Consider the following 25,034-nt stretch of genomic DNA (forward strand, 5'->3'; position numbering starts at 1 on the left):
CCGCCGCGGCGCGGCCCAGCTGGCCCGTGCCGCGGCGGCGGTGGTGCTGGCCCTGCTGCTGCTCGCCCTACAGTTGTGCACGATCTACGTCGTCGGGTGGGTGGTCTGGGCCGAGACCACCGGGCCGACCGGCTTCGACCCCGTAGTCGTCCCGATGATCGTGACCGTCGTGGTCGGCATCGTCGCGACGCTGGCCGGGCTCGCGGGCCTCGCCGATCCGCGCAGCGAGCGGTTCATGGTGCAACCGCACCAGCCGCAGTACGTCACGTGGGGGTCGTGGGCGCCGGCCGCACAGCGCTCGCCGGAGGAGGCCGCACCGGTGGACGGCTACACGGTGCCCTGACGCAACGGCAGCGGGCCGGCCCTCCAAGGAGTGCCGGCCCAGGTGCTGACGTTCGGTGTTACGCGGTCGGGTACTCAGCCAGGTAGATCGGCACGCCGATCATGCTGGTGTCGGCCGGGTTGCCGCTCCTCGCGTCCGTCGCGTCTGTGTCACGCGCCGCGGGCGGAGCGGGTCGGGACGTGGCGGAGGCCGGCGTCGTGGGCTACCACGATGGCTTGTGCGCGATCTCTGACGTCGAGCTTGGCGAGGATGTGGCGGACGTGGGTCTTCACCGTCGCCATGCTGATGACGAGGTCGGCGGCGATCTCCGTGTTGGACAGGCCGGCGCCGATGCGGCCGAGGACCTCCAGCTCGCGGTCGCTCAGCTCGCGCAGGCCGGGCGGCGGCGACGACGGCGACGACTGCTCCGGGGGGCGGGCGGCGAAGTGGTCCAGGACGCGGGCCAGGACGCTCGGCGCGAGGACGGGCTCGCCGGCGACGGCGTGGCGGATCGCGTCGCTGAGACCGTCGGACGTGACGTCCTTGAGCAGGAAGCCGGCCGCACCGGCCCGCAGGACGTCGAGGACGTGCTGGTCGGTGTCGAACGTGGTCAGCGCCAGCACCCGCGTGCGTCCCCCGGTGTCCTCGACGATCCGCCGGGTCGCCTCGACGCCGTCCATCACCGGCATCCGCAGGTCCATGAGCACCACGTCGGGCCCGTGCGCGGCCACCGCGGCGACCGCCTCAGCGCCGTCGGCCGCCTCCGCGACCACCTCGAAGCCGGCCAGCTCCAGGATGAGCCGCAGCCCGTGCCGCACCAGCACCTGGTCGTCGGCGATGACGACGCTGGTCATGCGGCCGCTCCTGATTGCGGCAGCGTCACATGTACCTCGAAGCGCCCGTCACCCTTGGACGCCGCGAACGTGCCGCCGAGCAGCTCGGCCCGGTGCCGCATGCCGGCGATGCCGCGGCCCTCCCGGTCGCCGGTCCGGCCGCCTTCCGTGGGCCGTGGCGGCGGGCCGGCGGCGTTCGCCGCGGTGACCGTGACCGTGTCCTGGGCCCAGTGCACGTCGACCGTCACGGGCGTGCCGGGTGCGTGCCGGCCGGCGTTGGTCAGGCACTCGCGGACGATCCGGTGGACCGCGAGCCATACCGACGTGTTTCCGGCCCACGGCGTGCCGGTGACGGTGAGCGAGTTGGCGATCCCCGCGTCCCGGGCCCGGCGGGCGAGGTCGGTGAGGCCGGCGGGGGTCGCGTCGGTGGGGTCGGTGGGCGGCGCCACGACGTCCAGCGCGGCGCGGATCTCCCGCAGCGTCCGGTGCGCGGTCTCGCGGATCGCCTCGACGGGCGCGGCGGCCCGGTCGGGGGCGAGCCGCAGCGCCGCCGACGCCGCCTCCGCCTGCACGGCGATCAGCGTCAGCTCGTGGCCGAGGACGTCGTGCAGCTCGCGGGCGACCCTGGCCCGCTCCTCGCTGACCGCGGCCTCCTGCACCTTGCGCTTCTCCGCTTCCAGCTCGCGGGCCAGGTCCAGCAGTGCCTGGTGCTGCTGCCGCTGCCGGCGCACGATGCGCCCGGCGAGGACCGGCGCGACGACGACGAGGACCGAGCCGATCGCCGCCGTCGGCACCTCCGGGCCGAGCAGCGTGCCGACGACGCCCGTCACGCACGCCCACACCGACACCGCCCACACCGCCGCGCGGGGCGCGCCGTAGGCGCCGAGGGCGTAGAACTGCAGCAGCACCGTGACGAAGCCCAGCAGCGGGAACCCGTCCATCGTGATGAGCCAGAACGCGCTGGACACCGCGGCCGCCTCGACCGGGTGCCGGCGGCGCCACGCGAGCGGCAGCGTCGACCCGACGACGAACAGCTCGCCGACCCCCGGCGCGGCGAACGGCAGCACCAGCGCCTGGACGAGCCCGGCGACCGTCAGCACGGCGGTCAGGACGACGTCCAGCCGTGTCACGTGCAGCCGGTCCAACCTGGGGTTCACGCGGCGAGCGTAAGCCATGACCAGCGGCGCGGGCCTCATCCCACGGGCTGATCGTCGGAGCAGCCCGTGGGTCGATGCGGGTCGGCCGGCGCCGTTCGTACCGTGGCGGCATCCGCACCTCGCGGACCTTCCGACGAACCTTGAGGAACCACCATGACCTTGACCGAAACCGGCCGTCCACAGGCGCCGGCCGCCGACATGACCCGTGCCAGCACCCGCTTCGGGATCGCCTTCACCGTCTGCCAGTTGCTCGTGATGGTGGCGATGACGGTGTTCGTCCTCCCGCACGCCGGCTCGCCGACCGACCCCGCGCTGGAGCGCGGGCAGAACGTGTTCGACGCCGCGCAGCTGTACCGCATCGGCAACTTCGCCTTCATGGCCGCGGGCACGCTGCTGCTCGGGTTTCTCGGGGCGGTGCACGTGCGGCTGCGGCGGGCCGACGGCAGCGGGGCCCTCGCCACCGTCGCGGTCGCGGCCGGTGCGCTGCTGGCGCTGATCTGGCCGCTGGGCGGGATGCTGCACGACGTGGCCCTCGAGACCGCCTCCGCCGGGGCGGACCTGCGGATCCTCGCGGGGTGGGACTCGGTCGCGCCGTTCGGGCTGGCGTTCTCGGTGTTCGCCCGGGTGTTCTTCGTGGGGCCATCGCGCTCGCGCTGCGGGCCGGGGGCAGGAACCCGTGGCTGGTCCGCACGGGCGTCGTCATCGTCGTGCTCAGCCTCGCCGGCAGCGCGACCCTGGTGTCAGGTGCGATGTTCCCGCTGCTCGCGGTGAGCACCCTCGCGTTCGAGGTCTGGGTCGGCGTGGTCGCCTGGCGCTGGCTGCGCGACGATCGGTGACGGACTCCGCTCTTGGCCCGTGACGCGCCGGCCAGGAGCGGACCGGACTGCGGCGTCGCGACCGGCGTGCTGAGGACGAACTCCAGACCGTCGTCACGCTCGGCGGTGGCGGCCCAGCCGCCCGTCGACACGTACTCCCACAGCCCGCCGGGCTCAGCGGGCGCGACCCGCAGCACCCTGAAGTGCGGGTTCACGGCCCGGATCGGTCCCGCCTCCCACGTCAGCACCTCGACGCCACGGGGACTGAAGAACCGCCGGACGTGCTCCTCCAGCGCACCGCACACGTCGTCACACGGCGGGAGATCGACCACCGCAGCAGCCTACGGCTGGGACATGCGGTCGTCAGCGCCGAACTCGCCCGGGAAGGTGTCGAACCGGCGCGCCACCGCGGCCCGGATCAGCCCGGCGTCGTCGCCGAACGGGCCTGAACAGGCCTGGTACCTCTCGTGGAGCCGCCGCCAGTCGATGTCCTCGTCCGCGTGGATCTCACGGATGACAGCGGCGAGATCGGGCAGGTCGAGGTGGTCCGCGCCGAGGGCGGCGTCCTCTGCCAACTCTGGCGAGAAGCCGTTGGCCTGTGCCTCGTTGTGGAACAGCATGAGGTGTTTGACATGGAGCAGGGCGGCGGGCGCGTCCGGTGGGGCGGCGTAGGCACGGTCGATCAGGGCTTCGACGACGTCGCCGAGCCGCTCGTGCAGCGGGTCGTGCAGCCAGCATGGCACCGCCCGCCAGGAGTGCGCGGCGCGTAGCCGCTCCGGGTCATCGACGCCCTGGAGGGCCTCGAGGCCTCGCCGGCGGGGCACGACGGCGCCGGCGGGCACGGCCGTCCGCACGCCGGACAGGGGCACCGACGTGTCGTCGTTGCCGGGCTCGACCAGGAACTCGTCGGTCCCACCCGAGCGCAGCATGACCAGGCAGTGGGCGTCGCCGACGAGGAACACGATCACCGCGGCCGTGGCGGTGGCGCAGCGGAAGGCCGACTCCGGGCCCGCCTCCGGGGAGTCGTAGACGGCCGCGAGGTCGTCCGGGTGCACGTCCCGGTCCTCGCCCGGATCGCCGAGCGGGCGGAACCAGCAGGTCGTCACTTCAGCCAGCGGAGGGCGGCTTCGGCGGTGTCCTCGGGGGTGCTGTTGAAGGCGATCGCCGCCGCCGGGGCGTGCCGGCGGACCAGGTTGACGGCCTGCTCGAACAGGAGCAGGAGGGGCTCGTGCTTGCGGATGCCGCCGCCGACCACGACGCAGGTGTAGGGCTTGGCGGTCAGGGCCTCGGTCATCGCGGTGGCGGGGTCCTCGTCGGGGGCGAGGAGGCACAGGTCGGCCTCGATGCCGTGCTCGGCGAAGTGGGCCTGGCCGCGGGCGATCGCCGCGACGACGGGCTCGGGGTCCCAGCCGGGGATCCGTTCGGGGTCGAGCCCGATCACCAGCACAGGTCCCCGCGACACGTCGTCCACGACCTCGATCGTGCCACAGAGTCGTGCGACGATCACGCGGTGAGCACTGCATCGAGGTTCACCGAATTCGCACAGCGGGAAGCGCGGGGTGTTTCGCCGTTGTACGAGCGGCTGTGCCACGCCATCGCGCGGGACGCCGAGGTCGTGGCGCTGCTGGAGACGGTGCCGGAGCCGAAGCGGCAGCCGAACCTGTTGCTCGGCGTGGTGCGGCTGCTCGGCGGGCCGGTGGAGGATCCGGGTGCGTTCCACGACTTCACGGTCGCGAACTGGGCCGCGGTGCAGACTGAGCTGCGGCGGCGGGCCACGCAGACGAACGAGGCGGGGCGGTGTGCGCTGCTGCTGCCGGTCCTCGCCGCGCTGCCGCAGCCCCTGGCGCTGCTCGAGGTGGGGGCGTCCGCGGGTCTGGGGCTCTACCCGGACCGGTACCGCTACCGGTACAACGGCGGCGACGTCATCGGCGAGGACGGTCCGGTGCTCGACTGCGCGCTCACCGGCACGGCACCGCCGCAGCGGCTGCCGGAGGTGGTGTGGCGGGCCGGCATCGACCTGAACCCGCTCGACGTCACGGACCCTGCCGACGTCGCCTGGCTGGAGGCGCTGATCTGGCCGGAGCACCAGCACCGCCGCGACCGGTTGCGCGCCGCGGCCGCCGTCGCCGCCGCCGACCCGCCCGTCCTGCGCCGCGGTGACCTCGTCGACGACCTGCCGGGCCTGGCGGCGCAGGCGCCCGGCGGCGCGACCCTCGTCGTCTTCCACACCTCGGTGCTCTACCAGGTGCCGTCGGCCCGCCGGTTGGCGTTCGCGGACGTGGTACGGCGGCTGACCGGCCACTGGATCGCCGTGGAGGGCGCGGACGTCCTGCCGTACGGGCGGATCCCGGACGAACCGGACGACACGCTGCACAATGTGCTGGCCCTCGACGGGCGGCCCCTCGCGTGGACCAGGGCGCACGGTCAGGCGATGACCTGGTTCGGCTGAAGCCGGGTCCGCACCACCAGGTCGTGCAGCGCGTCGACGGCCGCCGGGTCCGGGCGGTCCGGCAGGTGTGAGGCGTCGCGGGCGGCCTCCAACTCGGCGCGCAGGCGCGGGACGTCCGCGGCCAGGTGCGCGGCGGCACCGTCGGGCAGCGGCCCGTGCTCGGCCTCGCGCTTCGCGGCGATCAGGTCCGGCACGTAGGGCAGATCAGCGCCGAGCACGCCCAGGTCCGCCTCGACCTCGCCGGTGCGCATGAGGTGGATGCCGGTCAGCAGCACCCGCAGCGTGTACAGCGCGGGCTTGAGCTCGCCGGTCCTCGCGTGCAGCCGCTCCTGGGTGGCGGCGAAGCCGAGGTAGTGGTGCGCGTGGTGCCGGGTGACCAGCCCCGGCGCGAGCGCCTTGAGCGCGGCGTGCACCGGGGTCGTCACGACCACCAGCGGCGACAGCAGCTGCTCCAGGACGTAGCCGTTGCGGCCGGTGAGCATCTTCGCGAACTTCAGCAGGTCGTGGCTGACGACGTCCAGCTCCACGCCGTCACGGACCCCGGCGTGCTGCAGGGTCTGCGGCCCGGTCCGCAGCCCGACGACCTCCTCCGCGGCGAGCAGGTGCGCGCCGCGCAGGTCGAGGTCGGAGTCGACGGACGCGAACCCGTACAGGTGCGCGCCGCTGACGGTCGCGAACACCAGCGGCCGCGCCAGCCCGCGGGCGACCTCCCCCGCCCACGCGGGCACCTCGAGCGTCACGACGGCTCCCGGGCGAGGGCGGCGGTCAGGAGGTCCATGGCCTCCTCGTCGAACGCGACCAGGCGCACGCGCTCGACCGACGTGCGGGTGGTGCGCAGCGTGTCGACCGCGATCCTGGCCGCGGCGGCCGGCGGGAAGCCGTAGACGCCGGTGGCGATGGCGGGGAAGGCGATACTGCGGACGCCGAGCTCGTCGGCGACCGCCAGGCAGCGGCGGTAGCAGGAGGCGAGGATGGCGGGCTCGTCGTACGCGCCGCCGTCCCAGACCGGTCCGACGGTGTGGATGACGTACCGCACGGGCGGGTCGAGCGCGAACGCCGGCGTGGCCTTCGCGTCGCCCGGGTCGCACGGGGCGATCGCCGCGCCCGCCTCGGCCAGCCGCGGCCCGGCTGCCTGGTGCACGGCCCAGTCGACGCCGCCACCGCCGAGCAGCGACTCGTTGGCCGCGGTCACGATCGCGTCCACCTGTTCGTCGACGATGTCCCCGAGCACCACCTCGATCTCCATCACCGCATGATGCCATTCCGTCGGGCCGGGCAAGGGCCGGCGGAAGGATTGCCGAAGGTTCGGCGAAGGTCGGCGGCCGACAGTGGCCGTCATGACCCGCCACCGCAGGCGGGCATGACGGAAGGAAGTCAGTGATGACGATCGTCAGCAAGAGCATGCGACTGCTGTTCGCCGTGACCCTCGCCGCCGGTGGCGTGGTGGCGGTGTCGGCGCCGGCGCGTGCGGCCGACGGGGAGTGGGAACGCCTCAGCAGCTTCGCCACCGACAAGGTGGCCGCCGTGCCGGCGCCGTACACCACGAACGACCTGCAGGTCGTGACGGCGGAGTACGGGAACATGGCCTACAACGGGCAGTGGAAGTTCACGCCGCTCGGCAACGACCGGTACACCATCCAGAACCGGTACAGCAACCAGTGCCTCGACACGCTGGGTGGCCTCGGGTCGACGGCCGGGACGCCGGTGGTGCAGAACCCGTGCGACCAGACGACGAGCCAGAAGTGGGTCCTGATCCGCGACAACGGGCTGCAGATCTGGCGCATCACCAACGACCTCTCCGGCCTGGCGCTCGCGGTCGAGACCGGGGCGGACGCGGACGGTGTCGGGTTCGTCCTGGCCAACAACGCGCGCAACAACACCAAGCAGATGTTCCAGAAGTGGGCGTGAGGTGAGGTTCGGCTTCCTCCACGGCGGTCAGGTCAGGCGGCCGTGGAGGAAGCCGGTGATCTCGGCGCGGGCGGCCCTGGCGTGCGGGACGACGCCCGGCATGCTGAGGAACGCGTGCGGGGCCCCGGCGTGCTCGGTGAGCTGCGCCGGGGTGCCCTGTTCGCGGAGGCGGCGGGTGTACGCGCGGCCCTGGTCGGCCACGGGATCCAGCGTCGGCACGACCACGAGCGCCGGGGGCAGGCCGGCGAGGCTTCCGGCGTACAGCGGCGACACAGCCCTGGCGTCGGCGCCTTCGGGCACGGCGAGCCGGCGGAACAGCTGCAGCTGCGGCACGGTCAGCGTGGGGCTGTCGGCGTGCTCGGTCATCGACGGATAGTCCAGGGCGGTCTCGGTGAGGTCGACGCACGGGTTGACCAGGACCTGCGCCCGCAGGGCGAGGCCGGCGTCGCGGGCGCGGATCGCGGCGAGGGCGGCCACGAGCCCGCCGGCGCTCTCGCCGAAGACGGCGGCGCGGGCGGGGTCGACGCCGAGCGCGGCCGGGTGGTCCAGGACGTGGCGCAGCGCGTCCCACCCGTCTTCGACGGCGGCCTCGAACGGGACCCCGGCGGCGGCGAGGCGGTGCTCGACCGACACGACGACCGCGGGCAGCCGCGCGGCGAGGTGGCTGTTGATCCAGTCGCTCTGGACGGCGGTGCCGACGAACCCGCCGCCGTGCACGTGGAGCACGAGCGGCAGCGCGTCCCCGGCGCCCCCGGCGTCGTCGTTCGCCGGCCGGTACACGCGGATCCGCAGCGACCTGCCGGGCAGCGGCAGCTCGTGCCAGTGGATCGTCACGCCGCGGGCGGGGAAGCCGGTGACGACCCGGATCAGCGGCGCGGACCGACGCCGGTTCTCCGCGGTCCGGAACGCGTCCAGGTCCTCGGCCGGCATCGCCAGCCAGTCCGGCTCCTTGCGCAGCGTCTGCAACACCCGGATGCCCAGCGGTGCTCTCATGGCACGCCCTCCAATTACGCTACTTGAAGTATCGATACTAGGAGTAGCACAACTGGGTATGGTTTGGCCATGCCCGCTTCCACCAGACCGCCCGGCCGCCCCCGCACCGGCGTCGACGCCGCCGTCTTCGCCGCGACCCTGCGCACGGTCCACGAGCTGGGCTACGCGCACGCGACCGTCGACCGGATCGCCGCCGCGGCGGGCATCGCGAAGACCACCGTCTACCGCCGGTGGCCGTCCAAGGGCGCGCTGATCACCGCCTGCCTCGTCGACGCGTTCGGCCCGGTGCCCCTGACCGGCGCCGACCGGTCCGCCGTCCTCGCCAACGCCATCCGCTGGATCGCCGCGAAGATCGGCGAACCGGGCGTCGGCGCCGCGTTCGCGGGCGTGTTCACCGACGCCGTCAACGACCCCGCGCTGCGGCAGGTGCTGTCCACGCAGCTGCAGGACCCGTACCGGCTGGTGCTCCAGGACGCCCTCGACGAGCCGGAGCACCGCGTCCTGTTCTTCATCGACGTCGTCGTCGGCACCCTGCTGCACCGCATGGGCATGACCGGCGAGCCGATGACCACCACCGACGTCGACGCCCTGGTCGACATGGTCCTGCGCGCCCTGGGCTGACGGCGGATCGGTCAGTGGTTGGTGCGGGCAGGTCAGCGGCCGGTGCCGACGACCGTGCCGAACCTGACCACGTAGACACCGACGGCCGCCGTCGCCTGCGAGACGAGCGGATCCGCAACAGCCTCCCGTATCGCCTCCGGCCAGCGGGTCGCACCTCCGCTCGCCGTGGCGTCGGACCAGCGCACGCCGTCCAGGTCTTCCAGGGTCGGCTGCCACTGCATCGCCCGCAGGTCGGCGCCGCGGAAGTCGGACAGCGCCGCACCGAGCTCGTCCAGCGACTGCGTCAGACTGTCGACGTGGCCGGTGCATTGCCGCCACGCCGTGACGCCCATGCCTCCGGAGCGGTCCGCCAGGCGGAGGTTGAGCTCGCCGAGCTCATCCGCCGTCTGCCGCAGCACGTCACCGGCTTCGGCCACGGCACCACGGTCGACCTCGTCCTCCGAGGCGACCGGCGTGCCGTGGGAGAACAACCGCTCCGCCAGGCGGGCGACGGAAGGCGTGATGACGTTGAAGCCGCCACCGCCGGACCCGACGACGATGGCGCCGGCGAGGTGTGCTTCATCGCCGGGTGTGGACTCCGCCTCCGCCGGAGCATCCAGGTGAGGCAGGAACGTCGGGTCCACGCCCACGTCGAGCAGGTCAGACGTCATGGTCACCTTGAGGCCGGTCGCCTCATCGCCCGTGGTCAACGCAGTCCCGAGCGCCCGGGACGCTTTCGCGGCGAGCTCCCGCTGGCGGACGAGCACGCCTGCCAGGTCCGCGTCGGAGTCACCGTCCTCGAGGTCGAGCGGCACGTCGGCGAGGTGGTCCCGCACGTCGCGCAGCTCGCGCACCGCCCGGTCGAGGGCGTGGTGAAGGCCGAGGGCGCGGGTGGAGAGCCGGCACGGATCAGGTGCGGCGTAGACGTCCGCGAGGGCTGCCGCGGGCGCCCGACCGTGCTCCGGTCGCAGGATGGCGGTGAGGCCGCGCGAGGCATCCAGGGTGCCGGACAGGTCGTCGACCAGGCTCGCGTGACCGCCCTCGACGCCGAGGATCGCGGTCAGTCCGTGCTGGACGTCCAGACCGCTCGCGAGGTGTCCGACGAGGCGATCGTGCGCGCCCCGGTCGTCCTCATGGCCGGCGGCGGGTGCCACCGTCGTCACGATCGACCCGAGACCCGCGCCCAGGCGCAGGGTGTGGGCCAGGTCCGCCAGCAATGCCGCGTGCAGACGACTGTCGGGCGTGGTCACGGGGTCACCTCGCCGCGCGGGTACCGCTCCCGCAACACCGCCCTGGCGTCGCGCAGCGCGGACCGGACGGCTTCGGGGGTCTTCCCCAACTGGGCCGCGATCTCCGTCGGCAGGTATCCGTCATACGTCCAGGCGAGGACCTCACGCTGCCCGGGCGGCAACGTGCCGATCACCGCCAGAAACGTGTGCCGGTGCTCGATGTCGGCCGCCTCGTCGCGCGACAGCAGCGAGCCGGGCTCGGGCAGCGAGTCCAGCGGCACCTCGTGCCGGTGCCGGTCGTTGTGCCGCCACCAATGGCGGGTGGCGACCGTCCGGACCCAGGCCCTGGGCGCCTCGATCGTGTCCCATTGACGGTACGCATCGGTCATCGCCAGCTGTGCCAGGTCGGCCGCGAGGTCCGGCCGGGCGCCCTGCACGACCAGGAACCCGACCAGCTTCGGCAGGTCAGCGGTGTAGAACAGGGTGAACTCCAGGTTCTTCGCCGCGACGTCGACCACCGGGCGGGCAGCGACAGGCGCGATGTCCGTCGTCCCGGTGTCGGTGCCGTCATCGTGCATCGCTGCTCCTGATCACGTGCCACGGGTGCCACGCCACCGTGGCGACGCCGCTCAACATAGCGCCGTCTCAGGTCGTGCCGGCCCGACGACCGGAGGGTCGCCGGCGATGCACCCCGACGCGGTCATCCATCCGGTCATCCGGCCAGCATCCGATGCAGGGCCGGGACGGTGGCGCCGGCGGCGCCGACGCCGGCCAGGAGGGCGGCCGGCCAGCTACCCGTCTCACGCACGGTGAGACCACCGACGGCCAGCGCTGCCACCACCGCCGCAAGCAGGATCACCGCCCATCGGATCGGTAAGGGAGCCGGAGATGACGACGGTGCCATGGCGGTGACCTTTCCTCAGGGGAAGACCGGGGAGCCGCCGATCACCATCCAGCGCGCTCGCAGGGTAGTCCCCGGCAACGCCGTCAGCGTGCGAGTGATCCAGCTCACACAACCCGGTCAGCGGCTCCCAACGCTCGTCGGGAGCCGCCTTCGCCGCCTGTACGTCAGCGGGGGTCAGTCCCCTGTCGTCCGGGCCCGTTTCACCTCGCGGGCGAGGGCCCAGCCGTCCGCGACCGGGCCCAGGTGAGCGAGCTTGTCGGGGTTGACCACCGAGCGGATCGTCTGGATCCGGCCGTCGAGCACGTCCAGCGACACCGTGCCGGCGACGTTGCCGTTCCCGTCGCGGAAGACGGCGCCGGGCTGGCCGTTGATCTCGCGCTGCTCGACGCCCAGGTCGGCGCGGAACACCGCCGGGAAGTACGCGGCGAGCAGGCGCGCCACCTTGTCGGCGCCGAAGATCGTGTTGGCCAGGGCGGGTGCCTTGCCGCCGCCGTCGCCGACCATCTGCACGTCGGCGGAGAGCAGCTCGCGCAGCGCGTCGACGTCGCCGTCGTGAAGGGCGTCGAAGAACCGGGCGGCGAGCTCGTCGCGTTCGCGGCGGTCGGCCTCGAACCGGGGGCGTCCGACGTCCATGTGGCGGCGGGCCCGCACGGTGAGTTGCCGGCACGCCGCCTCGGACCGGCCGACGGCGGCGGCGACCTCACCGAAGCCGAACCCGAACACCTCCCGCAGCACGAACACCGCCCGCTCCAGCGGCGTCAGGCGCTCCAGCAGCAGCAACGCCGCCATCGACACGGAGTCGGCGAGCTCGGCGGCGCGTTCCGGGTCGTCGTACGGGTCGGCGAGCAGCGGCTCGGGGAACCACTCCCCCACGTACGCCTCCCGCCGCACCCTCGCGGAGCGCAGCACGTCGATCGAGATCCGCGTGACCACCGCCGACAGGAACGCCTTCGCCGACGCGGGCCGGGTGCCCGTCTGCTCGTAGCGCAGCCAGGTCTCCTGGACCGCGTCCTCAGCCTCGGCGACGCTGCCGAGGATCCGGTACGCGATCGAGAACAGCAGCGGCCGCAGCTCCTCGAACTCCTCGACCTTCGTCATGCCACCGCCTCCTTGAAGCCCTGCCGCCATGACGGGTACCGCAGCTTCCAGCCGAGCTCCCGCTTCGCCTTCGCGTTGGAGAAGCCGCGGCCTTCGACGAGCGCGCCGACGGCCATGTCCCCGGCGACGAGCTTCGCCAGCCACACCGGCACCCGCCGCGGCGGCTTGGCCCCGACGCACTCCGCCAGGTACGGCAACCACACCGCGACCGGGGCCGGCTCGTCGTCGACGATGTTGAAGATCCCGTGCGCCCGCCGCTCGACGGCGAGGACGGTGGCGGCCGCGGCGTCGTCGACGTGCACCCACGAGAAGTGGCCGGTGCCGCGCCCGACGATCGGCACGAGCCGCTTGCGGACCAGGTTGACCTGGTCGTCGTGGGAGCCGGCGCCGTAGAAGCCGCCGTAGCGCAGGATCGCGCCGCCGGCCGCGACGACCGCCGACTCCAGGTGGTTGATCGCCTTGGTCCCCTCCACGACCACGAGCGGGTCGTCCTCGGTCTTCACCCAGCCGCCGTCGCGCCCGCCGTTCATGCTCGCGTGCCCCTGCGCCACGATGTGCGCGCCGCCGACGGCCTCGGCCGCGGCGAGCAGGTGGTCGATGCCCTCGCTGCGCAGCCGGTTGGTGAGCGCGAAGAACCGGTCGGGTCGCCGCGGGTTGGGCTTGCCGGAGTGCCCGGGCGACAGCGCGGTCATCTGGTGCACGATCGCGTCCGGCGCGGCCGCGGCCACCGCCTCGCCGACGGCCGCCGCGTCGAGCCCGTCCATCACGACCCCCTTCGCGCCGAGCCCTTCCAGCAGCCCGATCTTCGCCGCGGTCGTGGTCGTCGCGGTCACCTGGTGCCCGCGCGCCACCAGCAGCGGCACCAGCCGCCGCCCCATGACCCCGGTCCCGCCTGCCACGAACACTCGCATGACGCCGCCCTCCTCGTCCCGCATGCCTCTGTACTCCCCTCTGGGACGAGACAGCCCGCCGCCCTGTGACACCGCCGCCGCCCGACGTTCATGCAACCGTGATCCCGGCACGGGAAGCGGAGGGCGGCGGCGGACAGAACATTGGTGATGGATGACGACGACCGACTGTTGTGGGACCGGGCGCGGGCCGCACCTGGTCGACGCTGTCCACGGCGTTGCAGAGCTTCGAGTACCGCCGCACCCACCCCGACGCCCTGCACAGCGTCGTCATCCAGCCCGACCGCATCCCACCCGGCGCGGTCCTCGTCATCGGCACGATCGAGGCCAAACTCGACGGCGAGCGGCGGATCGTCGTGTACCCGGAGCTCTTCACCGACCCCGGACCCACCTGCTACGAGACCGACCTCAACGCCGACAAGCTCCTCCGCATCGAACAGCAGCTCCGCCCGTCATGACCGCGGCGCCGCTTCGGCCTTCAGCCGCGGCGTACGGGGTTCCGGCGCGGACGTGCGGCAGGCAAGATGTCAGCCGTGACAGAGGATGATCCACTCGCCGACCTGGTCCTGGAGCATTGGAGCGCGAGCACCCTCCCGGTGGGGTCGCGCACGAGCCCGGGGACGGCGTTCTTCTACAACGAGCTGGTGGCGTCCACGCCCGACGGTGAGCAGGTCCGGGAATGGTGGCTGACCGCCGACCGGTTGACGCGTACCAAGTTCGGCGAGGTGCGGTTGCGGCCCGAACTGGTCGAGCCCGCCGGCGCGGCGTCGGACGAACTGGTCGTGCCCGACTTCGAGCAGATGTGGGCGCGGCGCTCCGGTGTGGCGGTGACACGCACGTCGTTCCTCCACGAGCACGCGGCGAGGAAGGGCTGGTCCTGGGCGACCACGCAGATCACCGACGGCGCCGCCGCCAAGGCCGAGCACGTCCGCGCCGTCGATGCGCAGCCGCGCGGGGCGTACGCCCTGGGCCACGTCACCCGGGAGCTGGGCGAGCCCGGCGAGGCGCGACCGCTGGCGATCGCCACCTCCACGATCGCCCGCGACCCTGACGGCGTCGTGCGCTGGCGGGGCACGCTGCCCGCCGGCTTCGCGGGCGGTCCCGTCTTCACCGCCGACCAGCGAGGCGCCCGCGAGTTCGTGCTGCGCTGCCTGGGCCTGCTCGCATCAGCCGACCGGAACCCGACCGTGCTCACGTTCGACACGATCCACGCACTCATCAAGAACCTCGTGCAGCCGAAGCGCACCTTCTTCCGCCGCCGCTGAGCGATCCTGCTGCGGTGGGTTCGATCCGGCCGGCCGGTTGTCTACGAGGGACGCCTGCCTCGCCTGGCGGCCAGCACCGCCAAGCCTGCCGTGATGGCGATCAACGACCCGGCGACGCCAGAAAGCCGGCAACCACGGCGGCCACGACCAGCATCGGGGCGGCCCATCGCCCGGCCAGGACGACGATCGGCACGACGATGCCGATGGTCCCGAACAGAAACACCGCTTCCGCACGCGCGGTGGTCAGGCCGACGATGCCGGCGAGCGCGGCGACGCCGAACATGAGGACCAGCGGCCCCATCAACAAGCTGACGCGAACTGCGAGGATCCGACCACCCTCCGCCGCGCCCACGAGGATCAGCGTAGATCATCGCCGGCGCCGTCAGGCGTGTGCGATGAGCATGCCGCCGGTAACGGTGTCGGTCAGGTGGTGCAGCAGCTCGACGTCGGTGCGGAGGCCCGCCTCGGTCAGCCAGCCGGCGACCCGCTCGATCGGGCGGCGGTGGACGTGCACCTTCATCGGGTGGCCGCCGTAGCCTTCGGTCTTCAGCACCGTGGTGTCGCCGACGTAGAAGCCGACCAGCACCACCCCGCCGCCCCGCAGCACCCGCCGGAACTCGCCGAACGCCTGCCGGACCGCGTCGTCAGGCACGTGGATGATCGAGAAAAAGGCGAGGATGCCCTGTACCGACCCGTCGGCGAGGTCCAGGCCCGTCATCGAGCCCACGTCGAACCTGACCCCAGGATGGTCCTGCCGCGCGACCTCGACCATGCCCGGGGACAGGTCCACACCCGACGCGTCGAGGCCCAGTGTTCGCAGGTGGACGGTGACTCGGCCGGTACCGCAGCCGACATCGACGACGGGCCCGCCTCCGGCGCTCAGCACCAGCTCCGCGAACATCGCCAGCACGTGCCGCACCACCGGCTGCCCGTCCAACGCGTCCTTCAGCATCTCCCCGTAGCTGACCGCGACCGTGTCGTACGACGCCCGCGTGTCCGTCACCCAGTCCGGCTCCACGCCGCCCGACGCTACCGCACGGCTGGTCCGTCAGCCGCGGAACGGGGGCCACGGGCCGGTCAGTGCCCGCGCGGCGGAGCGGTCGATCTCGGTCCAGGACTGGCCGTCGTACAGGAAACCACCGAAGAAGCCCACGGCGGCATGATCGCACGTGGCTTGACCTGGAGCGCGCTCCAGGTGTCAGGGTCGGCGGTATGGACGATGTGACGCAGGTGCCGCTGGTGCTCGGGGCGATGATGTTCGGGACGACGATCGACGAGCGGACGTCGTTCGCGCTGCTCGACCGGTTCGTCGAGCGGGGTGGGGTGTGGGTCGACACGGCGGACTGCTACGCGTTCTGGGCCAGTGAGAGCGGGCACGGCGGGGACAGCGAGCGGGTCATCGGGCGGTGGTTGAAGGCGCGGCCCGGCACGACGGTACGGATCGCGACGAAGCTCGGCGCCGAGCCGGTCGAGCCCGGGTCGTGGCCGCAGCGGCGGGCGGGGCTGTCGCCGGGCGCGGTGCGCAAGGCGTTCGACGGGAGCCTGGAGCGGCTCGGCGTGGAGCGGGTCGACCTGCTGTGGCTGCACCAGGAGGACCGGTCGGTGCGCATCGAGGACACCGTCGACGCGCTGCAGGGCCTGGCCGCGGACCGGTTCGGGGTCTCCAACCACCCGGCGTGGCTGGTGGAGCGCGGTCGCGCGCACGCACAAGCGACCGGCGGGAAGCCGTTCGACGCGCTGCAGCTCAACGCGACCTACCTGCGGCCTCGGCCCGGCACCCTGCCACCGGGGGTCGCGCACCGTTTCGGGGTGCTGAGCGACGAGCAGGCGGACTACGCCAAGGAGCACGGCATGGACGTGTGGGCGTACACGCCGCTGCTGTCCGGTGCGTATGACAACCCGATGAAGCCGATTCCCGACGTGTACGACCACCTGGGCAACGCCGCGAGGATCGCCGTGCTGGACGCGGTGGCCGCCGAGACCGGGGCCGCGCGCGGTCAGGTGGTGCTGGCGTGGCTGCTCAGCCACGGGCTCCGGCCGATGCTGGGCGGCAGCAAGGTCGACCAGCTCGACGCGGCGCTCGACGGCGTCGCGCTCACGCTCAGCGCCGACCAGCTGGCCCGTCTCGATGCCGCCGACCGGTTCGACTGGGCCGACCCGTACGCCGGCCAGTGAACGCTACAGCCGGTCGAAGGTCAGGTCGAAGTCCTTGCGCCAGGTGACGCTGCCGTCCTCGGAGGCGTCCCAGTGCCCGGCGACGCGGTCGGGGCTGACGGTCTACAGTGTCGCCGTGTCAGAGTCAGTCTGCGTGACGGCGGCGGTCAGGATCGAGCATTCCCGGCTGCGGGCGTACCTGAACGCGCCGGTCGAGCCGGCGTCGGCCTGGTCGCCGGCGGAGTGGGCTGGCGTCACCGGTGGGCAGGAGGACCGGGACGAGCTGCCCGCCGCGATCGCCGAGTGCGACTCGTGGCTCGACGGCGACCATGCCGACGTGCTGCTCGACCTCGTCCAGGACGGTTTGCTGCTGCGGTACGACGAAGCCACCGCCGCGCTCGTCGTCGAGTTCGAGTCGCGGGCCGACTTCCGGCTGCCGACGCTGCTGTGGGCGTGCACGGTGCTGCGTGGGATGGCGGCGTGCATGGCGGACGGCGACCGCGGCGTCGTCACCGTGACGACCGACTGGCGCGACGACAGCGTCGTGCTGCAGCTGACGCCGGGCGGTTCGGACTTCGTGGCGCCCGGTGCGAGAGCCGAGGTCCGCGGCTGGGAGATCGACGTCCGCGCGGACGCCGAGGACGCCGACCCGGACGAGGAGCCGGACGAGATCATCAACCGCCTGATCGGCTGAGGGTTACCCTCCAGTAGGCTCACCGGCCATGCGACGCAGCGCCCTCCTCGGCTGGATCCCGCCGGCCATCATCACCGTGGCGATCGCCGTCTATGCGGGCGGCGTCATGACGGGCCGCTGGGACCCGAACCCCACCCGCGCCGACGCCGACGTGGTGCCGAAGGTCGACTCGACCGACCCGGAGATGCGCAAGTCGCAGGAGCTGTGCCCGTTCGTCGACCGCCGCGAGCTCCTCGACATCCTCGAGCCGGGGGCGAAGGTCAAGGGCATCGGCACCACGTACGACCCGGGCGGCGACTCCCACCAGTGCACCGTGTCGCTGCAATACGCGTCGCTGCGGCTGAACGTGGCGCACGACCGGCTGCGGGTCGCGGACTACCAGGGGCTGTTCGAGCAGGCGCAGCCGCGGACCGTGCTGGGCCGCCCGGCGCTCTGGCTCCTCGACCCCGTCCCGATCGTGAACATCCCGCTGAAGAGCGCGTCGCTGCTGGTCGCCTGGGACCCCACCGACCCCGGCGGCACCGCCTCGATCGCGATCATCCGCGAGTCGCACGACCCGGGCGACGAGGCCCGCGCCACGCAGATCGCCGAGCGCATCCTACCGACCCTGCCGGGCTGGCCGGGCTGACCGGCGGCCGCCGGGAAAATTCGGTGGCGCGGAACGCGCCCGCGGGCGTTGCATCGAGCAGGTGGACGACGCGGAGCTGAGCGGCCCGGAGGCCGGCGTGGTGGCGACCGCCCAGGCGATGGCGAAGGTCGAGGGCGCCGCGGCGATCCTGCTGGTGGAGGGCCTCAGCGACCAGATCGCCCTCGAGGCCCTGGCCAGGCGCCGGGGCCGGGACCTTGACGCCGAGCGGGTCGTGGTGCTGCCGGCCGGCGGCGCGCACGCGGTCCCGAGGTTCCTGGCGAGGTTCGGTCCGCAGGGTGTACGCCTGGCGGGCCTGTGCGACGCCGGCGAGGAGCACGTCTTCCGGCGCGGCCTCGCCCGGGCAGGGATCGGCACCCCGGCGACACGTGCGGAGATGGCGGCGCTGGGGTTCCACGTGTGCGTCGCCGATCTGGAGGACGAGCTGATCCGCGCGATCGGCGTACCGGCGATCGAGGCCCTCCTGGACGAGCACGGCGACCTCGGCCCGTTCCGCACCATGCAGCACCAGCCCGTCTGGCGCGACCGCCCACCCGAGGCGCAGCTGCGCCGGTTCTTCGCCAGCGGCTCCCGCCGCAAGCTGCGCTACGCCGGCCTGCTCGTCGAGACGGTCGACCTCGACCGCGTCCCCCACCCCCTCGACGCCGTCCTCACCAACACCCACCCGTGACGGGGTGGCGTCCGTCCCGATGTCGAAGATCCTGATAACCGGCATGTCAGGAACGGACAAGTCGTCGGCGCTCAGCGAACTCGCCCGCCATGGTTACCGCGTCGTGGACACCGACGATCCTGGCCGGCGCGAACACCGCGGGGAGTGGCTCTGGGTATTTCGTGAGTGCTGGCTGGCCTAACTGAGGCCGGCGGGGGCAGGAGGTCAGCACGCTCCGGCTGCCCGCCGGTCTGGGTCGCGGCACCGGAGCGGGACCCGTCTGTGCCGAGGAGGGCAGTCATGCACAAGCACGCCGCCTACATCACGGAGATCATCGGGACGTTCTTCCTGGTGTTCACGGTCGGCACGAGTGTGTTGACCGGGACGCCGCTCGCTCCGCTGGCCATCGGCGCGGTGCTCATGGTCATGGTCTATGCCGGTGGGCATGTCTCCGGTGGGCACTACAACCCGTCGGTGACCACCGGTGTCCTCGTCCGGCGCAAGCTGGCGCTGCCCGACGCGATCGCCTACTGGGTCGCGCAGGCCGTCGCGGCGGTGGTCGGTGCCGTCGTGACCCGGTGGGTGGTGAATCCGCGCAACGTCGCTTCACTGCAGCTGTCCGGCCGGGAGCTGTTCACGGCGCTGCTGGTCGAAGTGCTGTTCACCTTCGCGCTGGTGTACGTCATGCTCAACGTGGCCACGAGCAAGACGAACCCGAACAACTCCTTCTACGGCCTGGCGATCGGCTTCACCGTCGCCGCGGGTGCCATCGCCGTCGGCCGGATCTCCGGTGCCGCGTTCAACCCGGCGGTCACCGTCGGCGTCTGGCTGATGGGCCTGCTCACGTGGTACACGGCCGCGCTCTACATCGGCTTCCAGCTGCTCGCCGGTGCCGTGGCCGGCGCCGTGTTCCTCGCCCTGAACCCCGACGAGCTGCCGGCCAGGCCCATGCCGGAGGAGGAGCTCACGACGGCCCCGGTGGCCGATCGGCAGGCCGGACCGTAGGCGCAGAGGCGCTACTGGGTCTCCGTCGCGGTGGTGAGCTTCTTCAGCAGGCGGTTGAGGGTGGCGAGCTCGCGCTCGGAGAGGGCGCCGAGGAGCTCCTCCTCGGCGCGGCCGCGGAGCATCATCGCGCGGCGCCAGATGGCGACGCCGGCGGTGGTGGCCTCGATGTCGACGCCGCGGCGGTCGGTGGGGCTGGGGGTCCGCTTGATGTAGCCGGCCTTCTCCAGGGTGTCGAGGCGGCCGGTCATGCCGGCCGGGGAGACGCCCAGGTCGTCGGCGAGCGCGCGCGGTGAGGCGTGGCCGGGAGTGTCGCGGACCATCAGGTGGTGCAGCGTCTCGTACTCGAACTGCTGCAGCCCCACCTCCGCCGCGGCGGTCTGGCTGGTGTCGCGGAAGTGGCGGGAGATGCGGGCCAGGCGCACGGTGGCGGCCTCGATCGCGTCGTCGAACGGGATGTCGATCCAGTGGTCGCGCCAGCGGGCGACGTGACGGTCGGCGAAGTCCTGCCCCATCCCGGCATCGTAGCATTCGTTCGCTGGCGAATAGTTCGTTGACAAATAATTCGTCAGCGAAATACCGTCGGGACATGCTGGACGTCCTCGACAGGCAGGCGAAGAACCCGACGAAACCGTGGGACTCGGTGCCCTTCCGGTGGCTGCTCACCGGGCGGACGCTGATCGGGCTCGGGTCGGCGATCACCCCCGTGGCGATGGCCCTGGCGGTGCTGCACCTGGGCGGGTCGGCGACCGAGCTGGGCCTGGTCGTGGCGGCGTACGCGCTGGTCGACGTGGTCACCACCCTGTTCGCCGGGGTGCTCGGCGACCGGTTCTCCCGCGCGCTGCTCATGCGGGTCGCCGCCACGCTCTCGTGCCTGTCGCAGGCCGCCGTCGCGGTGAGCCTGGCGACCGGTGCGGCGACCGTGCCGATGCTCGCCGTCATGAGCGCCCTCAACGGCGGCCTCGCCGCGGTCGCCGGCCCGAGCTCCCGCGCCGTCGTCCCGCAGACCGTGCCGGCCGCGGCGCTGCCGACCGCCGTGTCGGTGCTGCGCCTGTCGCAGAACACGGCGATGATCCTCGGCTTCAGCCTCGCCGGCCTGCTCGTCGGGCTGTTCGGGCCGGGCTGGGCGATCGCCGTGGACGCGGCGACGTTCGCCGCCGGCGCGGCCTGCTTCACCGCCATGCGGGTGACGGGGCAGGACAAGGCCGAGGCCCGCTCGATGCTCGACGACCTGGCCGGCGGCGCCCGTGAGGTCCTCCGGCACACGTGGCTGTGGACGCTGCTGGTCCAGGCGCTGATCTACCACCTGGTCTACGGCGGCGTGCAGGGCGTCCTCGGGCCGGTCCTGATGACCCACCGGTTCGGCGACGCCGCCTGGGGCTGGGCCCTCGCCGCGCTGATGGCCGGCTTCATGGTCGGCGGGGTCGTCACCCTGCGGTACCGGCCGCGCCGCATGCTGCTCGCCGGCACCGCGTTCCTCGCGCTGACCGCCTGCTTCCCCCTCGCCATGGCGCTGCCGGTGCCGCTGCCGGTGGTGATGGCGGGCGCGTTGCTGCACGGGCTCGGCCTGGAGGTGTTCAGCGTCAACTGGGACCTGGCCATCCAGCAGCAGGTCGCACCCGACAAGCTCGCCAGGGTGTTCGCCTTCGACCAGGTCGGCTCGTTCGTGATGCGCCCGCTCGGCCTGGCGCTCACCGGACCCGTCGCGGCGGCGGCCGGCGAGCGCACCTGGCTGCTGGTCGCGGCGACCGTCATGGCCGCCACCGTGCTTCTGTCGCTGGCGCCGTCGTCGGTACGACACCTGCGACGGCAACCGGAAGAACGGCAAACGGAAAACTGAGAGCATCGGCGAACCTGACGCCGCCGACACGCAACAGAGTAGGTGATGGAAGACGATGCGCTGATCGCCGCGATGGCCGGCGGCGACGACACCGCGCTGCGGGTGCTGTTCTCACGGCACGCGCCGTGGCTGGCCGCCCGGCTGCGCGCGGCGCTGCCCGCCGCCGACGTCGAGGACGTGCTGCAGGAGACGTTCCTCGGCGCGTGGCGGGGCGCCGGGAGCTACCGGCGGGAGGGCGCGGGCGGCTGGCTGTGGGGCATCGCCCGGCGGCAGGCCGCCCTGTGGCTGCGCCGGCGCGGCCGCCCGGAGACGGTCCTCGCCACGGTCGAGGAGCAACCCGACCCCATCGACGCGGCGCTGTCCAGGGTCGAGCTGGCCGGGGCCGTCGAGACCCTCGGACCTGAGGGCAGCCCGCAGCGCGAGACGTGGCGGCTGATGTACGAGGAGGACCGCACCGTGGCCGAGGTGGCCGACCTGATGGGTGTCCCGGCGGGCACCGTGAAGAGCCGCGCGCACCAGATCCGCCGGCTGCTGCGGGCCGCGCTGCAGGGCGGAGGTGCACAGTGACTGAGCCTGACGACGTCGACCTGGGTCGCGTCTGGGTCGGCGTGGCCGCGCAGGTGTGGCGGCGACGGCCGGGCCCCGTGGAGCGGCTCGCCGGGCGGCTGCTGCGCTCGGCGGGGCTGGCGCGGGCCCTCGTCACCACGCCGTCGCTGCTGCTCGGCTGGGTGATCGCCACGGTCGTCGTGCTCGCCGCCGGGGTCCTTGCGACGCGCGGGACCGGGACGCCGTACGTCGCCCTGTGCGCACCCGCGGTCGCCGCCGCCGGCATCGCCTACGCGTACGGGCCGGGCATCGATCCCGCGTGGGAGCTGTCGTGCAGCATGGCGGTCAGCGACCGGCTCGTGCTGCTGGTCCGGGCCCTCGCCGTCTTCGGGCTCAACGCGCTGCTCGGCCTCGGCGCGTCGGTCGCGTCCGGCACTGCCACGGCGGTCACGTTCGGCTGGCTGGTCCCGATGACCGCGGTGTGCGCCCTCGCCCTCGCCGCCGCGACGCTCGCCCGCTCGGCGAACGCCGGCGTGGCGGCGGGCGTCGCCGGCTGGGTCATCACCGTCCTGTCGGGGCGGGTCGCCGCCGGACGGATGACGGCCGCAATCACCGAGGCCGCGCTGGTCGTCCCGTACCTGACGGTCGCCGCCTGCTGCGCGGCCGTCGCGCTCTTCGCCACCCGGATCACGAGAGAGGCGTCATGAACGTCGAGATCACGGACCTGACCCGGCGGCTGGGCCGCACCCAGGCGGTGGCCGGGGTGACGCTGGCCGCCGGCCCCGGCGTCGTCGGGCTGCTCGGCCCGAACGGGGCCGGCAAGACCTCGCTGCTGCGGATGCTCGCCACGGTACTGCCGCCGTCGTCGGGCCGGATCCGGTTGCTCGGCCTGGACCCCGGCGACCACCGGGAGCGCCGACGGATCCGGCGGCGGCTCGGCTACCTGCCCCAGCACCTCGGCTACTACCCGGGGTTCACGGTCGTGGAGTTCGTCGAGTACTTCGCGCTGCTGAAGGAGATGCCGGCCGCCGCCGTGCCGCGCGCGGTGGCCGCCGCCGTCGAACGGGTCGGCCTGGGCGGGCAGGCCCGCGCGAAGCTGCGGACGCTCTCCGGCGGGATGCTGCGCCGGGTCGGCATCGCGCAGGCAATCGTCAACGAGCCCGACCTGATCCTGCTCGACGAGCCCACCGCGGGCCTCGACCCGGAGCAGCGGGTCTCGTTCCGGGCGCTGCTGCGCGACCTCGGCGGGACCGGCACCGTCATCGTGAGCACGCACCTGGTCGAGGACGTCGGCGCCGCCTGCACCGACGTGGCGCTGCTGCGGCAGGGGAAGCTGGTCTTCCGGGGCACCCCCGGCGAGCTGACCGCGCGGGGCGAGGGCACCGACGCCGCCGGCGACGCCCCGCTCGAACGCGGCTACAGCGCCGTCCTCGCCTCTGCCGTGCAGGCGGGCACCGACCCGGCGCAGGCGCGGCCGTGACGGCCCGGCTGCTGCGGCTGGAGCTGCGCCGCAACGCGATGGTGTGGATGCTGCCGCTGCTCGGCCTGCTGTTCTGGCTCGTCGCGTTCCGGCGCGGCGTCGCGTACCCGCCGCTGTGGAACATCCGCGCGACGAGCATGCAGACCGCCGCCGTGTCGGTGTTCGCGCCGAGCGTCGTCGGGGTCGCCGCGTGGATCGGGTCGCGGGAGGGCCGCCACGGCATGACCGGCCTGCTGACCTCCACCGCCCGGCCGCGGTGGGCCCGGCAGGTCGTCGCCTGGGCCGCCACCACCTGCTGGGCGCTGCTGGCCTACCTGGTGTGTGTCGGCGTCCTGTACGGCGTGACCGCCGCGCAGGGCGCGTGGGGCGGGCCGCTGTGGTGGCCCGCGATCGTCGGCGCCGCGAGCCTGCCGGCGTTCGCCGCGGCCGGGTTCGCCGCCGGGGCGCTGCGCCCGAGCCGGCTCACCGCACCCGTCGCCGCCGTCGGCGTGTTCCTCGCGCTGCAGCTCACCGTCCAGCTCATCCACGGCGACCGCTCGCACTGGCAGATCTCGCCGCTGGTCGCGAACCCCTGGAACCTCGGCGCCGACCAGGGGGTGGCGACGTTCTACCGGTACCTGCCCGACCTGCCGATCGCCCAGCTGCTGTTCCTCGCCGGGTGCACCGCGGCGCTGCTCGGCGTCGTGGGCCTGCCGGCCGGGTCCGGCGGGCCGTGGCTGCGCCGGTCCGCCGCCGCCGTCACCGCGGCCGGGCTGCTCGCCGCCGGGTCCGCCGCCGCCCTGGCCGGCACCGCGCGGATCGACCCGCACGGGATGGTCGCCATCCCCGTCCTGCACCGCGCCGCCGACGACCGGCCGGTGCCCTACACCCCGATCTGCGAGGGCACGCCGGTCCCGGTGTGCCTGCATCCGGCGTACGCGGTGTACCTGCCGGCCGCGGTGGAGGCGCTCGCACCGGTGCTCGACGCGGTGGCGGGGCTGCCCGGCGCGCCGGTCCGCGTCACCCAGGCCGCCACGACCTACCGGTCCGGGCCCGGCGGGATCGGCGTGGCGCGGGCCGGCGAGGCGTGGAGCCGGACCCCGACGGAGTACCGGCTGCTGCTGCCGAGCCAGCTGCCGGGGCGGACGCTGACCCTGGAGCAGGTCGCCGCGGCGGTACGGGCGGACGCCGGCCACGACATCGTCGCCTCGGTCATCGGCGCGGCCCGCGACGCCACCCCGGCGCAGGACGCGGTCGTCGCCGCCCTGCTCGGCACCCCGGCGTCGGTGACCGACCCGGACGCGGCCGCGGCGGCCCAGCGGCTCGCCGCGCTGCCGCCCGATGCGCGACGGGCCTGGCTCGCCGAGCATCTGGACGCGCTGCGCGCCGGCACCCTCACCGTGGAGCAGCTGCCTTGACAGTCCTCCCCGCCCTAAAGGGCGGGGATTCCCTGGGTCACCCCGGGGGGTTCCTGCTTCACCGACGACTGCCCCGTCCGAGAGGACTCTCGTTGAGGTCTTACACCGCCTCCACAGGCGATCACGGAGAGCCCCTCCGCGAGGA

33 protein-coding genes are annotated in these 25,034 nt (G+C 73.4%); 18 read left to right on the forward strand and 15 right to left on the reverse strand.

Annotation, left to right across the window (positions count from 1 at the left end; all coding sequences use genetic code 11):
• Window positions 1-343, forward strand: a 343-nt coding sequence (locus tag ABZ321_RS57120) for a hypothetical protein (RefSeq protein ID WP_354905290.1), incomplete at its 5' end; no start/stop codon positions are given.
• A 149-nt stretch (window positions 344-492) separates the two neighbouring features.
• Here the strand turns inward: ABZ321_RS57120 and ABZ321_RS57125 are convergent.
• Both ABZ321_RS57125 and ABZ321_RS57130 read right to left on the reverse strand, forming a co-directional pair.
• On the reverse strand, window positions 493-1,176 hold the full coding sequence (locus ABZ321_RS57125) for a response regulator transcription factor (protein WP_354905292.1): 684 nt from the start codon (window positions 1,174-1,176) through the stop codon (window positions 493-495).
• Window positions 1,173-2,312, reverse strand: coding sequence for a histidine kinase (locus tag ABZ321_RS57130; protein WP_354905295.1), 1,140 nt, complete (start codon window positions 2,310-2,312; stop codon window positions 1,173-1,175). The genes ABZ321_RS57125 and ABZ321_RS57130 overlap by 4 nt, the downstream gene beginning before the upstream one ends.
• Before the next feature lie 153 nt (window positions 2,313-2,465).
• On the opposite strand from ABZ321_RS57130, the gene ABZ321_RS57135 reads away from it, so the two are divergent.
• The gene (locus ABZ321_RS57135) at window positions 2,466-3,083 is read left to right on the forward strand and encodes a hypothetical protein (protein WP_354905297.1); all 618 of its coding nucleotides are present in this window, start codon (window positions 2,466-2,468) and stop codon (window positions 3,081-3,083) included.
• A 385-nt stretch (window positions 3,084-3,468) separates the two neighbouring features.
• Here ABZ321_RS57135 and ABZ321_RS57140 read toward each other — a convergent pair whose 3' ends face one another.
• The gene (locus ABZ321_RS57140) at window positions 3,469-4,233 is read right to left on the reverse strand and encodes a hypothetical protein (protein ID WP_354905300.1); all 765 of its coding nucleotides are present in this window, start codon (window positions 4,231-4,233) and stop codon (window positions 3,469-3,471) included.
• Window positions 4,230-4,598: a hypothetical protein gene (locus tag ABZ321_RS57145; RefSeq protein ID WP_344507196.1), complete on the reverse strand. Its 369-nt coding sequence runs from the start codon at window positions 4,596-4,598 to the stop codon at window positions 4,230-4,232. Before ABZ321_RS57145 ends, ABZ321_RS57140 begins: the two co-directional genes overlap by 4 nt.
• A gap of 39 nt (window positions 4,599-4,637) precedes the next feature.
• On the opposite strand from ABZ321_RS57145, the gene ABZ321_RS57150 reads away from it, so the two are divergent.
• Window positions 4,638-5,576: a DUF2332 domain-containing protein gene (locus ABZ321_RS57150; protein ID WP_354905303.1), complete on the forward strand. Its 939-nt coding sequence runs from the start codon at window positions 4,638-4,640 to the stop codon at window positions 5,574-5,576.
• Here ABZ321_RS57150 and ABZ321_RS57155 read toward each other — a convergent pair.
• Complete coding sequence (locus ABZ321_RS57155; RefSeq protein WP_354905305.1) at window positions 5,552-6,316, reverse strand: nucleotidyltransferase domain-containing protein; 765 nt, start codon at window positions 6,314-6,316, stop codon at window positions 5,552-5,554. The genes ABZ321_RS57150 and ABZ321_RS57155 overlap by 25 nt on opposite strands.
• The gene (locus ABZ321_RS57160) at window positions 6,313-6,822 is read right to left on the reverse strand and encodes a macro domain-containing protein (protein WP_354905307.1); all 510 of its coding nucleotides are present in this window, start codon (window positions 6,820-6,822) and stop codon (window positions 6,313-6,315) included. The genes ABZ321_RS57155 and ABZ321_RS57160 overlap by 4 nt, the downstream gene beginning before the upstream one ends.
• 134 nt (window positions 6,823-6,956) lie before the next feature.
• On the opposite strand from ABZ321_RS57160, the gene ABZ321_RS57165 reads away from it, so the two are divergent.
• Window positions 6,957-7,484 carry an RICIN domain-containing protein gene (locus ABZ321_RS57165; protein WP_344507202.1) on the forward strand — a complete coding sequence of 176 codons (528 nt, stop codon included), beginning with the start codon at window positions 6,957-6,959 and terminating at the stop codon, window positions 7,482-7,484.
• A gap of 27 nt (window positions 7,485-7,511) precedes the next feature.
• Here the strand turns inward: ABZ321_RS57165 and ABZ321_RS57170 are convergent, their stop codons facing one another.
• Window positions 7,512-8,477: an alpha/beta hydrolase gene (locus tag ABZ321_RS57170; RefSeq protein ID WP_354905309.1), complete on the reverse strand. Its 966-nt coding sequence runs from the start codon at window positions 8,475-8,477 to the stop codon at window positions 7,512-7,514.
• A 69-nt stretch (window positions 8,478-8,546) separates the two neighbouring features.
• Between ABZ321_RS57170 and ABZ321_RS57175 the strand changes: the two genes are divergently transcribed.
• Window positions 8,547-9,098 (forward strand): TetR/AcrR family transcriptional regulator, encoded by a 552-nt coding sequence (locus ABZ321_RS57175; protein ID WP_344507206.1) that lies wholly within the window; start codon window positions 8,547-8,549, stop codon window positions 9,096-9,098.
• A 32-nt stretch (window positions 9,099-9,130) separates the two neighbouring features.
• Here the strand turns inward: ABZ321_RS57175 and ABZ321_RS57180 are convergent, their stop codons facing one another.
• The 5 genes from ABZ321_RS57180 to ABZ321_RS57200 form a co-directional block, all read right to left on the reverse strand.
• Window positions 9,131-10,327 (reverse strand): hypothetical protein, encoded by a 1,197-nt coding sequence (locus ABZ321_RS57180; RefSeq protein ID WP_354905311.1) that lies wholly within the window; start codon window positions 10,325-10,327, stop codon window positions 9,131-9,133.
• Window positions 10,324-10,884: a sigma-70 family RNA polymerase sigma factor gene (locus tag ABZ321_RS57185; protein WP_344507209.1), complete on the reverse strand. Its 561-nt coding sequence runs from the start codon at window positions 10,882-10,884 to the stop codon at window positions 10,324-10,326. The genes ABZ321_RS57180 and ABZ321_RS57185 overlap by 4 nt, the downstream gene beginning before the upstream one ends.
• 134 nt (window positions 10,885-11,018) lie before the next feature.
• Window positions 11,019-11,165 carry a hypothetical protein gene (locus ABZ321_RS57190; RefSeq protein ID WP_344507211.1) on the reverse strand — a complete coding sequence of 49 codons (147 nt, stop codon included), beginning with the start codon at window positions 11,163-11,165 and terminating at the stop codon, window positions 11,019-11,021.
• 219 nt (window positions 11,166-11,384) lie between these two features.
• On the reverse strand, window positions 11,385-12,308 hold the full coding sequence (locus tag ABZ321_RS57195) for an RNA polymerase sigma-70 factor (protein ID WP_354905314.1): 924 nt from the start codon (window positions 12,306-12,308) through the stop codon (window positions 11,385-11,387).
• Complete coding sequence (locus tag ABZ321_RS57200) at window positions 12,305-13,243, reverse strand: NAD(P)-dependent oxidoreductase (RefSeq protein WP_354905316.1); 939 nt, start codon at window positions 13,241-13,243, stop codon at window positions 12,305-12,307. The genes ABZ321_RS57195 and ABZ321_RS57200 overlap by 4 nt, the downstream gene beginning before the upstream one ends.
• Window positions 13,244-13,389: 146 nt before the next feature.
• On the opposite strand from ABZ321_RS57200, the gene ABZ321_RS57205 reads away from it, so the two are divergent.
• Entirely contained in the window at window positions 13,390-13,674 is a 285-nt protein-coding gene (locus tag ABZ321_RS57205; RefSeq protein WP_354905318.1) for a hypothetical protein, read from the forward strand.
• Window positions 13,675-13,749: 75 nt separating this feature from the next.
• Entirely contained in the window at window positions 13,750-14,481 is a 732-nt protein-coding gene (locus ABZ321_RS57210) for a hypothetical protein (protein WP_354905321.1), read from the forward strand.
• A gap of 100 nt (window positions 14,482-14,581) precedes the next feature.
• Here the strand turns inward: ABZ321_RS57210 and ABZ321_RS57215 are convergent, their stop codons facing one another.
• A complete protein-coding gene (locus ABZ321_RS57215) occupies window positions 14,582-14,833 on the reverse strand; it encodes a hypothetical protein (protein WP_354905323.1) in 252 nt (83 codons plus the stop codon).
• 30 nt (window positions 14,834-14,863) lie between these two features.
• The gene (locus ABZ321_RS57220) at window positions 14,864-15,499 is read right to left on the reverse strand and encodes a class I SAM-dependent methyltransferase (protein WP_354905325.1); all 636 of its coding nucleotides are present in this window, start codon (window positions 15,497-15,499) and stop codon (window positions 14,864-14,866) included.
• A 194-nt stretch (window positions 15,500-15,693) separates the two neighbouring features.
• Between ABZ321_RS57220 and ABZ321_RS57225 the strand changes: the two genes are divergently transcribed.
• The 6 genes from ABZ321_RS57225 (at window position 15,694) to ABZ321_RS57250 (ending at window position 19,629) form a co-directional block, all read left to right on the forward strand.
• Window positions 15,694-16,656 (forward strand): aldo/keto reductase, encoded by a 963-nt coding sequence (locus tag ABZ321_RS57225; RefSeq protein ID WP_354905327.1) that lies wholly within the window; start codon window positions 15,694-15,696, stop codon window positions 16,654-16,656.
• A 115-nt stretch (window positions 16,657-16,771) separates the two neighbouring features.
• Entirely contained in the window at window positions 16,772-17,329 is a 558-nt protein-coding gene (locus ABZ321_RS57230; RefSeq protein WP_354905329.1) for a hypothetical protein, read from the forward strand.
• A gap of 28 nt (window positions 17,330-17,357) precedes the next feature.
• On the forward strand, window positions 17,358-17,957 hold the full coding sequence (locus tag ABZ321_RS57235) for a hypothetical protein (protein WP_354905331.1): 600 nt from the start codon (window positions 17,358-17,360) through the stop codon (window positions 17,955-17,957).
• A 61-nt stretch (window positions 17,958-18,018) separates the two neighbouring features.
• Window positions 18,019-18,645 carry a TOPRIM nucleotidyl transferase/hydrolase domain-containing protein gene (locus ABZ321_RS57240; RefSeq protein WP_354905334.1) on the forward strand — a complete coding sequence of 209 codons (627 nt, stop codon included), beginning with the start codon at window positions 18,019-18,021 and terminating at the stop codon, window positions 18,643-18,645.
• Window positions 18,646-18,664: 19 nt separating this feature from the next.
• The gene (locus tag ABZ321_RS57245; protein WP_354905337.1) at window positions 18,665-18,826 is read left to right on the forward strand and encodes a hypothetical protein; all 162 of its coding nucleotides are present in this window, start codon (window positions 18,665-18,667) and stop codon (window positions 18,824-18,826) included.
• A 98-nt stretch (window positions 18,827-18,924) separates the two neighbouring features.
• A complete protein-coding gene (locus ABZ321_RS57250; RefSeq protein WP_354905340.1) occupies window positions 18,925-19,629 on the forward strand; it encodes an aquaporin in 705 nt (234 codons plus the stop codon).
• Between the two features lie 11 nt (window positions 19,630-19,640).
• Here ABZ321_RS57250 and ABZ321_RS57255 read toward each other — a convergent pair whose 3' ends face one another.
• Window positions 19,641-20,141 (reverse strand): MarR family transcriptional regulator, encoded by a 501-nt coding sequence (locus ABZ321_RS57255; RefSeq protein ID WP_354905343.1) that lies wholly within the window; start codon window positions 20,139-20,141, stop codon window positions 19,641-19,643.
• A gap of 74 nt (window positions 20,142-20,215) precedes the next feature.
• Between ABZ321_RS57255 and ABZ321_RS57260 the strand changes: the two genes are divergently transcribed.
• The 5 genes from ABZ321_RS57260 to ABZ321_RS57280 are packed head-to-tail and all read left to right on the forward strand — an operon-like array spanning window position 20,216 to window position 24,889.
• On the forward strand, window positions 20,216-21,466 hold the full coding sequence (locus tag ABZ321_RS57260; RefSeq protein WP_354905346.1) for an MFS transporter: 1,251 nt from the start codon (window positions 20,216-20,218) through the stop codon (window positions 21,464-21,466).
• 45 nt (window positions 21,467-21,511) lie between these two features.
• Complete coding sequence (locus ABZ321_RS57265; protein ID WP_344507241.1) at window positions 21,512-22,033, forward strand: RNA polymerase sigma factor; 522 nt, start codon at window positions 21,512-21,514, stop codon at window positions 22,031-22,033.
• Window positions 22,030-22,719, forward strand: coding sequence for a hypothetical protein (locus ABZ321_RS57270; RefSeq protein WP_344507243.1), 690 nt, complete (start codon window positions 22,030-22,032; stop codon window positions 22,717-22,719). Before ABZ321_RS57265 ends, ABZ321_RS57270 begins: the two co-directional genes overlap by 4 nt.
• Entirely contained in the window at window positions 22,716-23,492 is a 777-nt protein-coding gene (locus ABZ321_RS57275) for an ATP-binding cassette domain-containing protein (RefSeq protein ID WP_344507245.1), read from the forward strand. Before ABZ321_RS57270 ends, ABZ321_RS57275 begins: the two co-directional genes overlap by 4 nt.
• On the forward strand, window positions 23,489-24,889 hold the full coding sequence (locus ABZ321_RS57280; protein ID WP_354905350.1) for a hypothetical protein: 1,401 nt from the start codon (window positions 23,489-23,491) through the stop codon (window positions 24,887-24,889). The genes ABZ321_RS57275 and ABZ321_RS57280 overlap by 4 nt, the downstream gene beginning before the upstream one ends.
• Window positions 24,890-25,034 lie beyond the last annotated feature (145 nt).

The sequence above is a fragment of the Dactylosporangium sp. NPDC006015 genome, assembly GCF_040614215.1.
GTDB lineage: Bacteria > Actinomycetota > Actinomycetes > Mycobacteriales > Micromonosporaceae > Dactylosporangium > Dactylosporangium maewongense.

Coding starts and splice junctions, on each gene's coding strand:
- ABZ321_RS57125 (WP_354905292.1), bottom strand. CDS start 1,176: ATGACCAGCGTCGTCATCGCCGACGACCAGGTGCTGGTGCGGCACGGG.
- ABZ321_RS57135 (WP_354905297.1), top strand. CDS start 2,466: ATGACCTTGACCGAAACCGGCCGTCCACAGGCGCCGGCCGCCGACATG.
- ABZ321_RS57160 (WP_354905307.1), bottom strand. CDS start 6,822: ATGGAGATCGAGGTGGTGCTCGGGGACATCGTCGACGAACAGGTGGAC.
- ABZ321_RS57165 (WP_344507202.1), top strand. CDS start 6,957: ATGACGATCGTCAGCAAGAGCATGCGACTGCTGTTCGCCGTGACCCTC.
- ABZ321_RS57170 (WP_354905309.1), bottom strand. CDS start 8,477: ATGAGAGCACCGCTGGGCATCCGGGTGTTGCAGACGCTGCGCAAGGAG.
- ABZ321_RS57175 (WP_344507206.1), top strand. CDS start 8,547: ATGCCCGCTTCCACCAGACCGCCCGGCCGCCCCCGCACCGGCGTCGAC.
- ABZ321_RS57185 (WP_344507209.1), bottom strand. CDS start 10,884: ATGCACGATGACGGCACCGACACCGGGACGACGGACATCGCGCCTGTC.
- ABZ321_RS57195 (WP_354905314.1), bottom strand. CDS start 12,308: ATGACGAAGGTCGAGGAGTTCGAGGAGCTGCGGCCGCTGCTGTTCTCG.
- ABZ321_RS57200 (WP_354905316.1), bottom strand. CDS start 13,243: ATGCGGGACGAGGAGGGCGGCGTCATGCGAGTGTTCGTGGCAGGCGGG.
- ABZ321_RS57225 (WP_354905327.1), top strand. CDS start 15,694: ATGGACGATGTGACGCAGGTGCCGCTGGTGCTCGGGGCGATGATGTTC.
- ABZ321_RS57235 (WP_354905331.1), top strand. CDS start 17,358: ATGCGACGCAGCGCCCTCCTCGGCTGGATCCCGCCGGCCATCATCACC.
- ABZ321_RS57245 (WP_354905337.1), top strand. CDS start 18,665: ATGTCGAAGATCCTGATAACCGGCATGTCAGGAACGGACAAGTCGTCG.
- ABZ321_RS57250 (WP_354905340.1), top strand. CDS start 18,925: ATGCACAAGCACGCCGCCTACATCACGGAGATCATCGGGACGTTCTTC.
- ABZ321_RS57255 (WP_354905343.1), bottom strand. CDS start 20,141: ATGGGGCAGGACTTCGCCGACCGTCACGTCGCCCGCTGGCGCGACCAC.
- ABZ321_RS57260 (WP_354905346.1), top strand. CDS start 20,216: ATGCTGGACGTCCTCGACAGGCAGGCGAAGAACCCGACGAAACCGTGG.
- ABZ321_RS57265 (WP_344507241.1), top strand. CDS start 21,512: ATGGAAGACGATGCGCTGATCGCCGCGATGGCCGGCGGCGACGACACC.
- ABZ321_RS57275 (WP_344507245.1), top strand. CDS start 22,716: ATGAACGTCGAGATCACGGACCTGACCCGGCGGCTGGGCCGCACCCAG.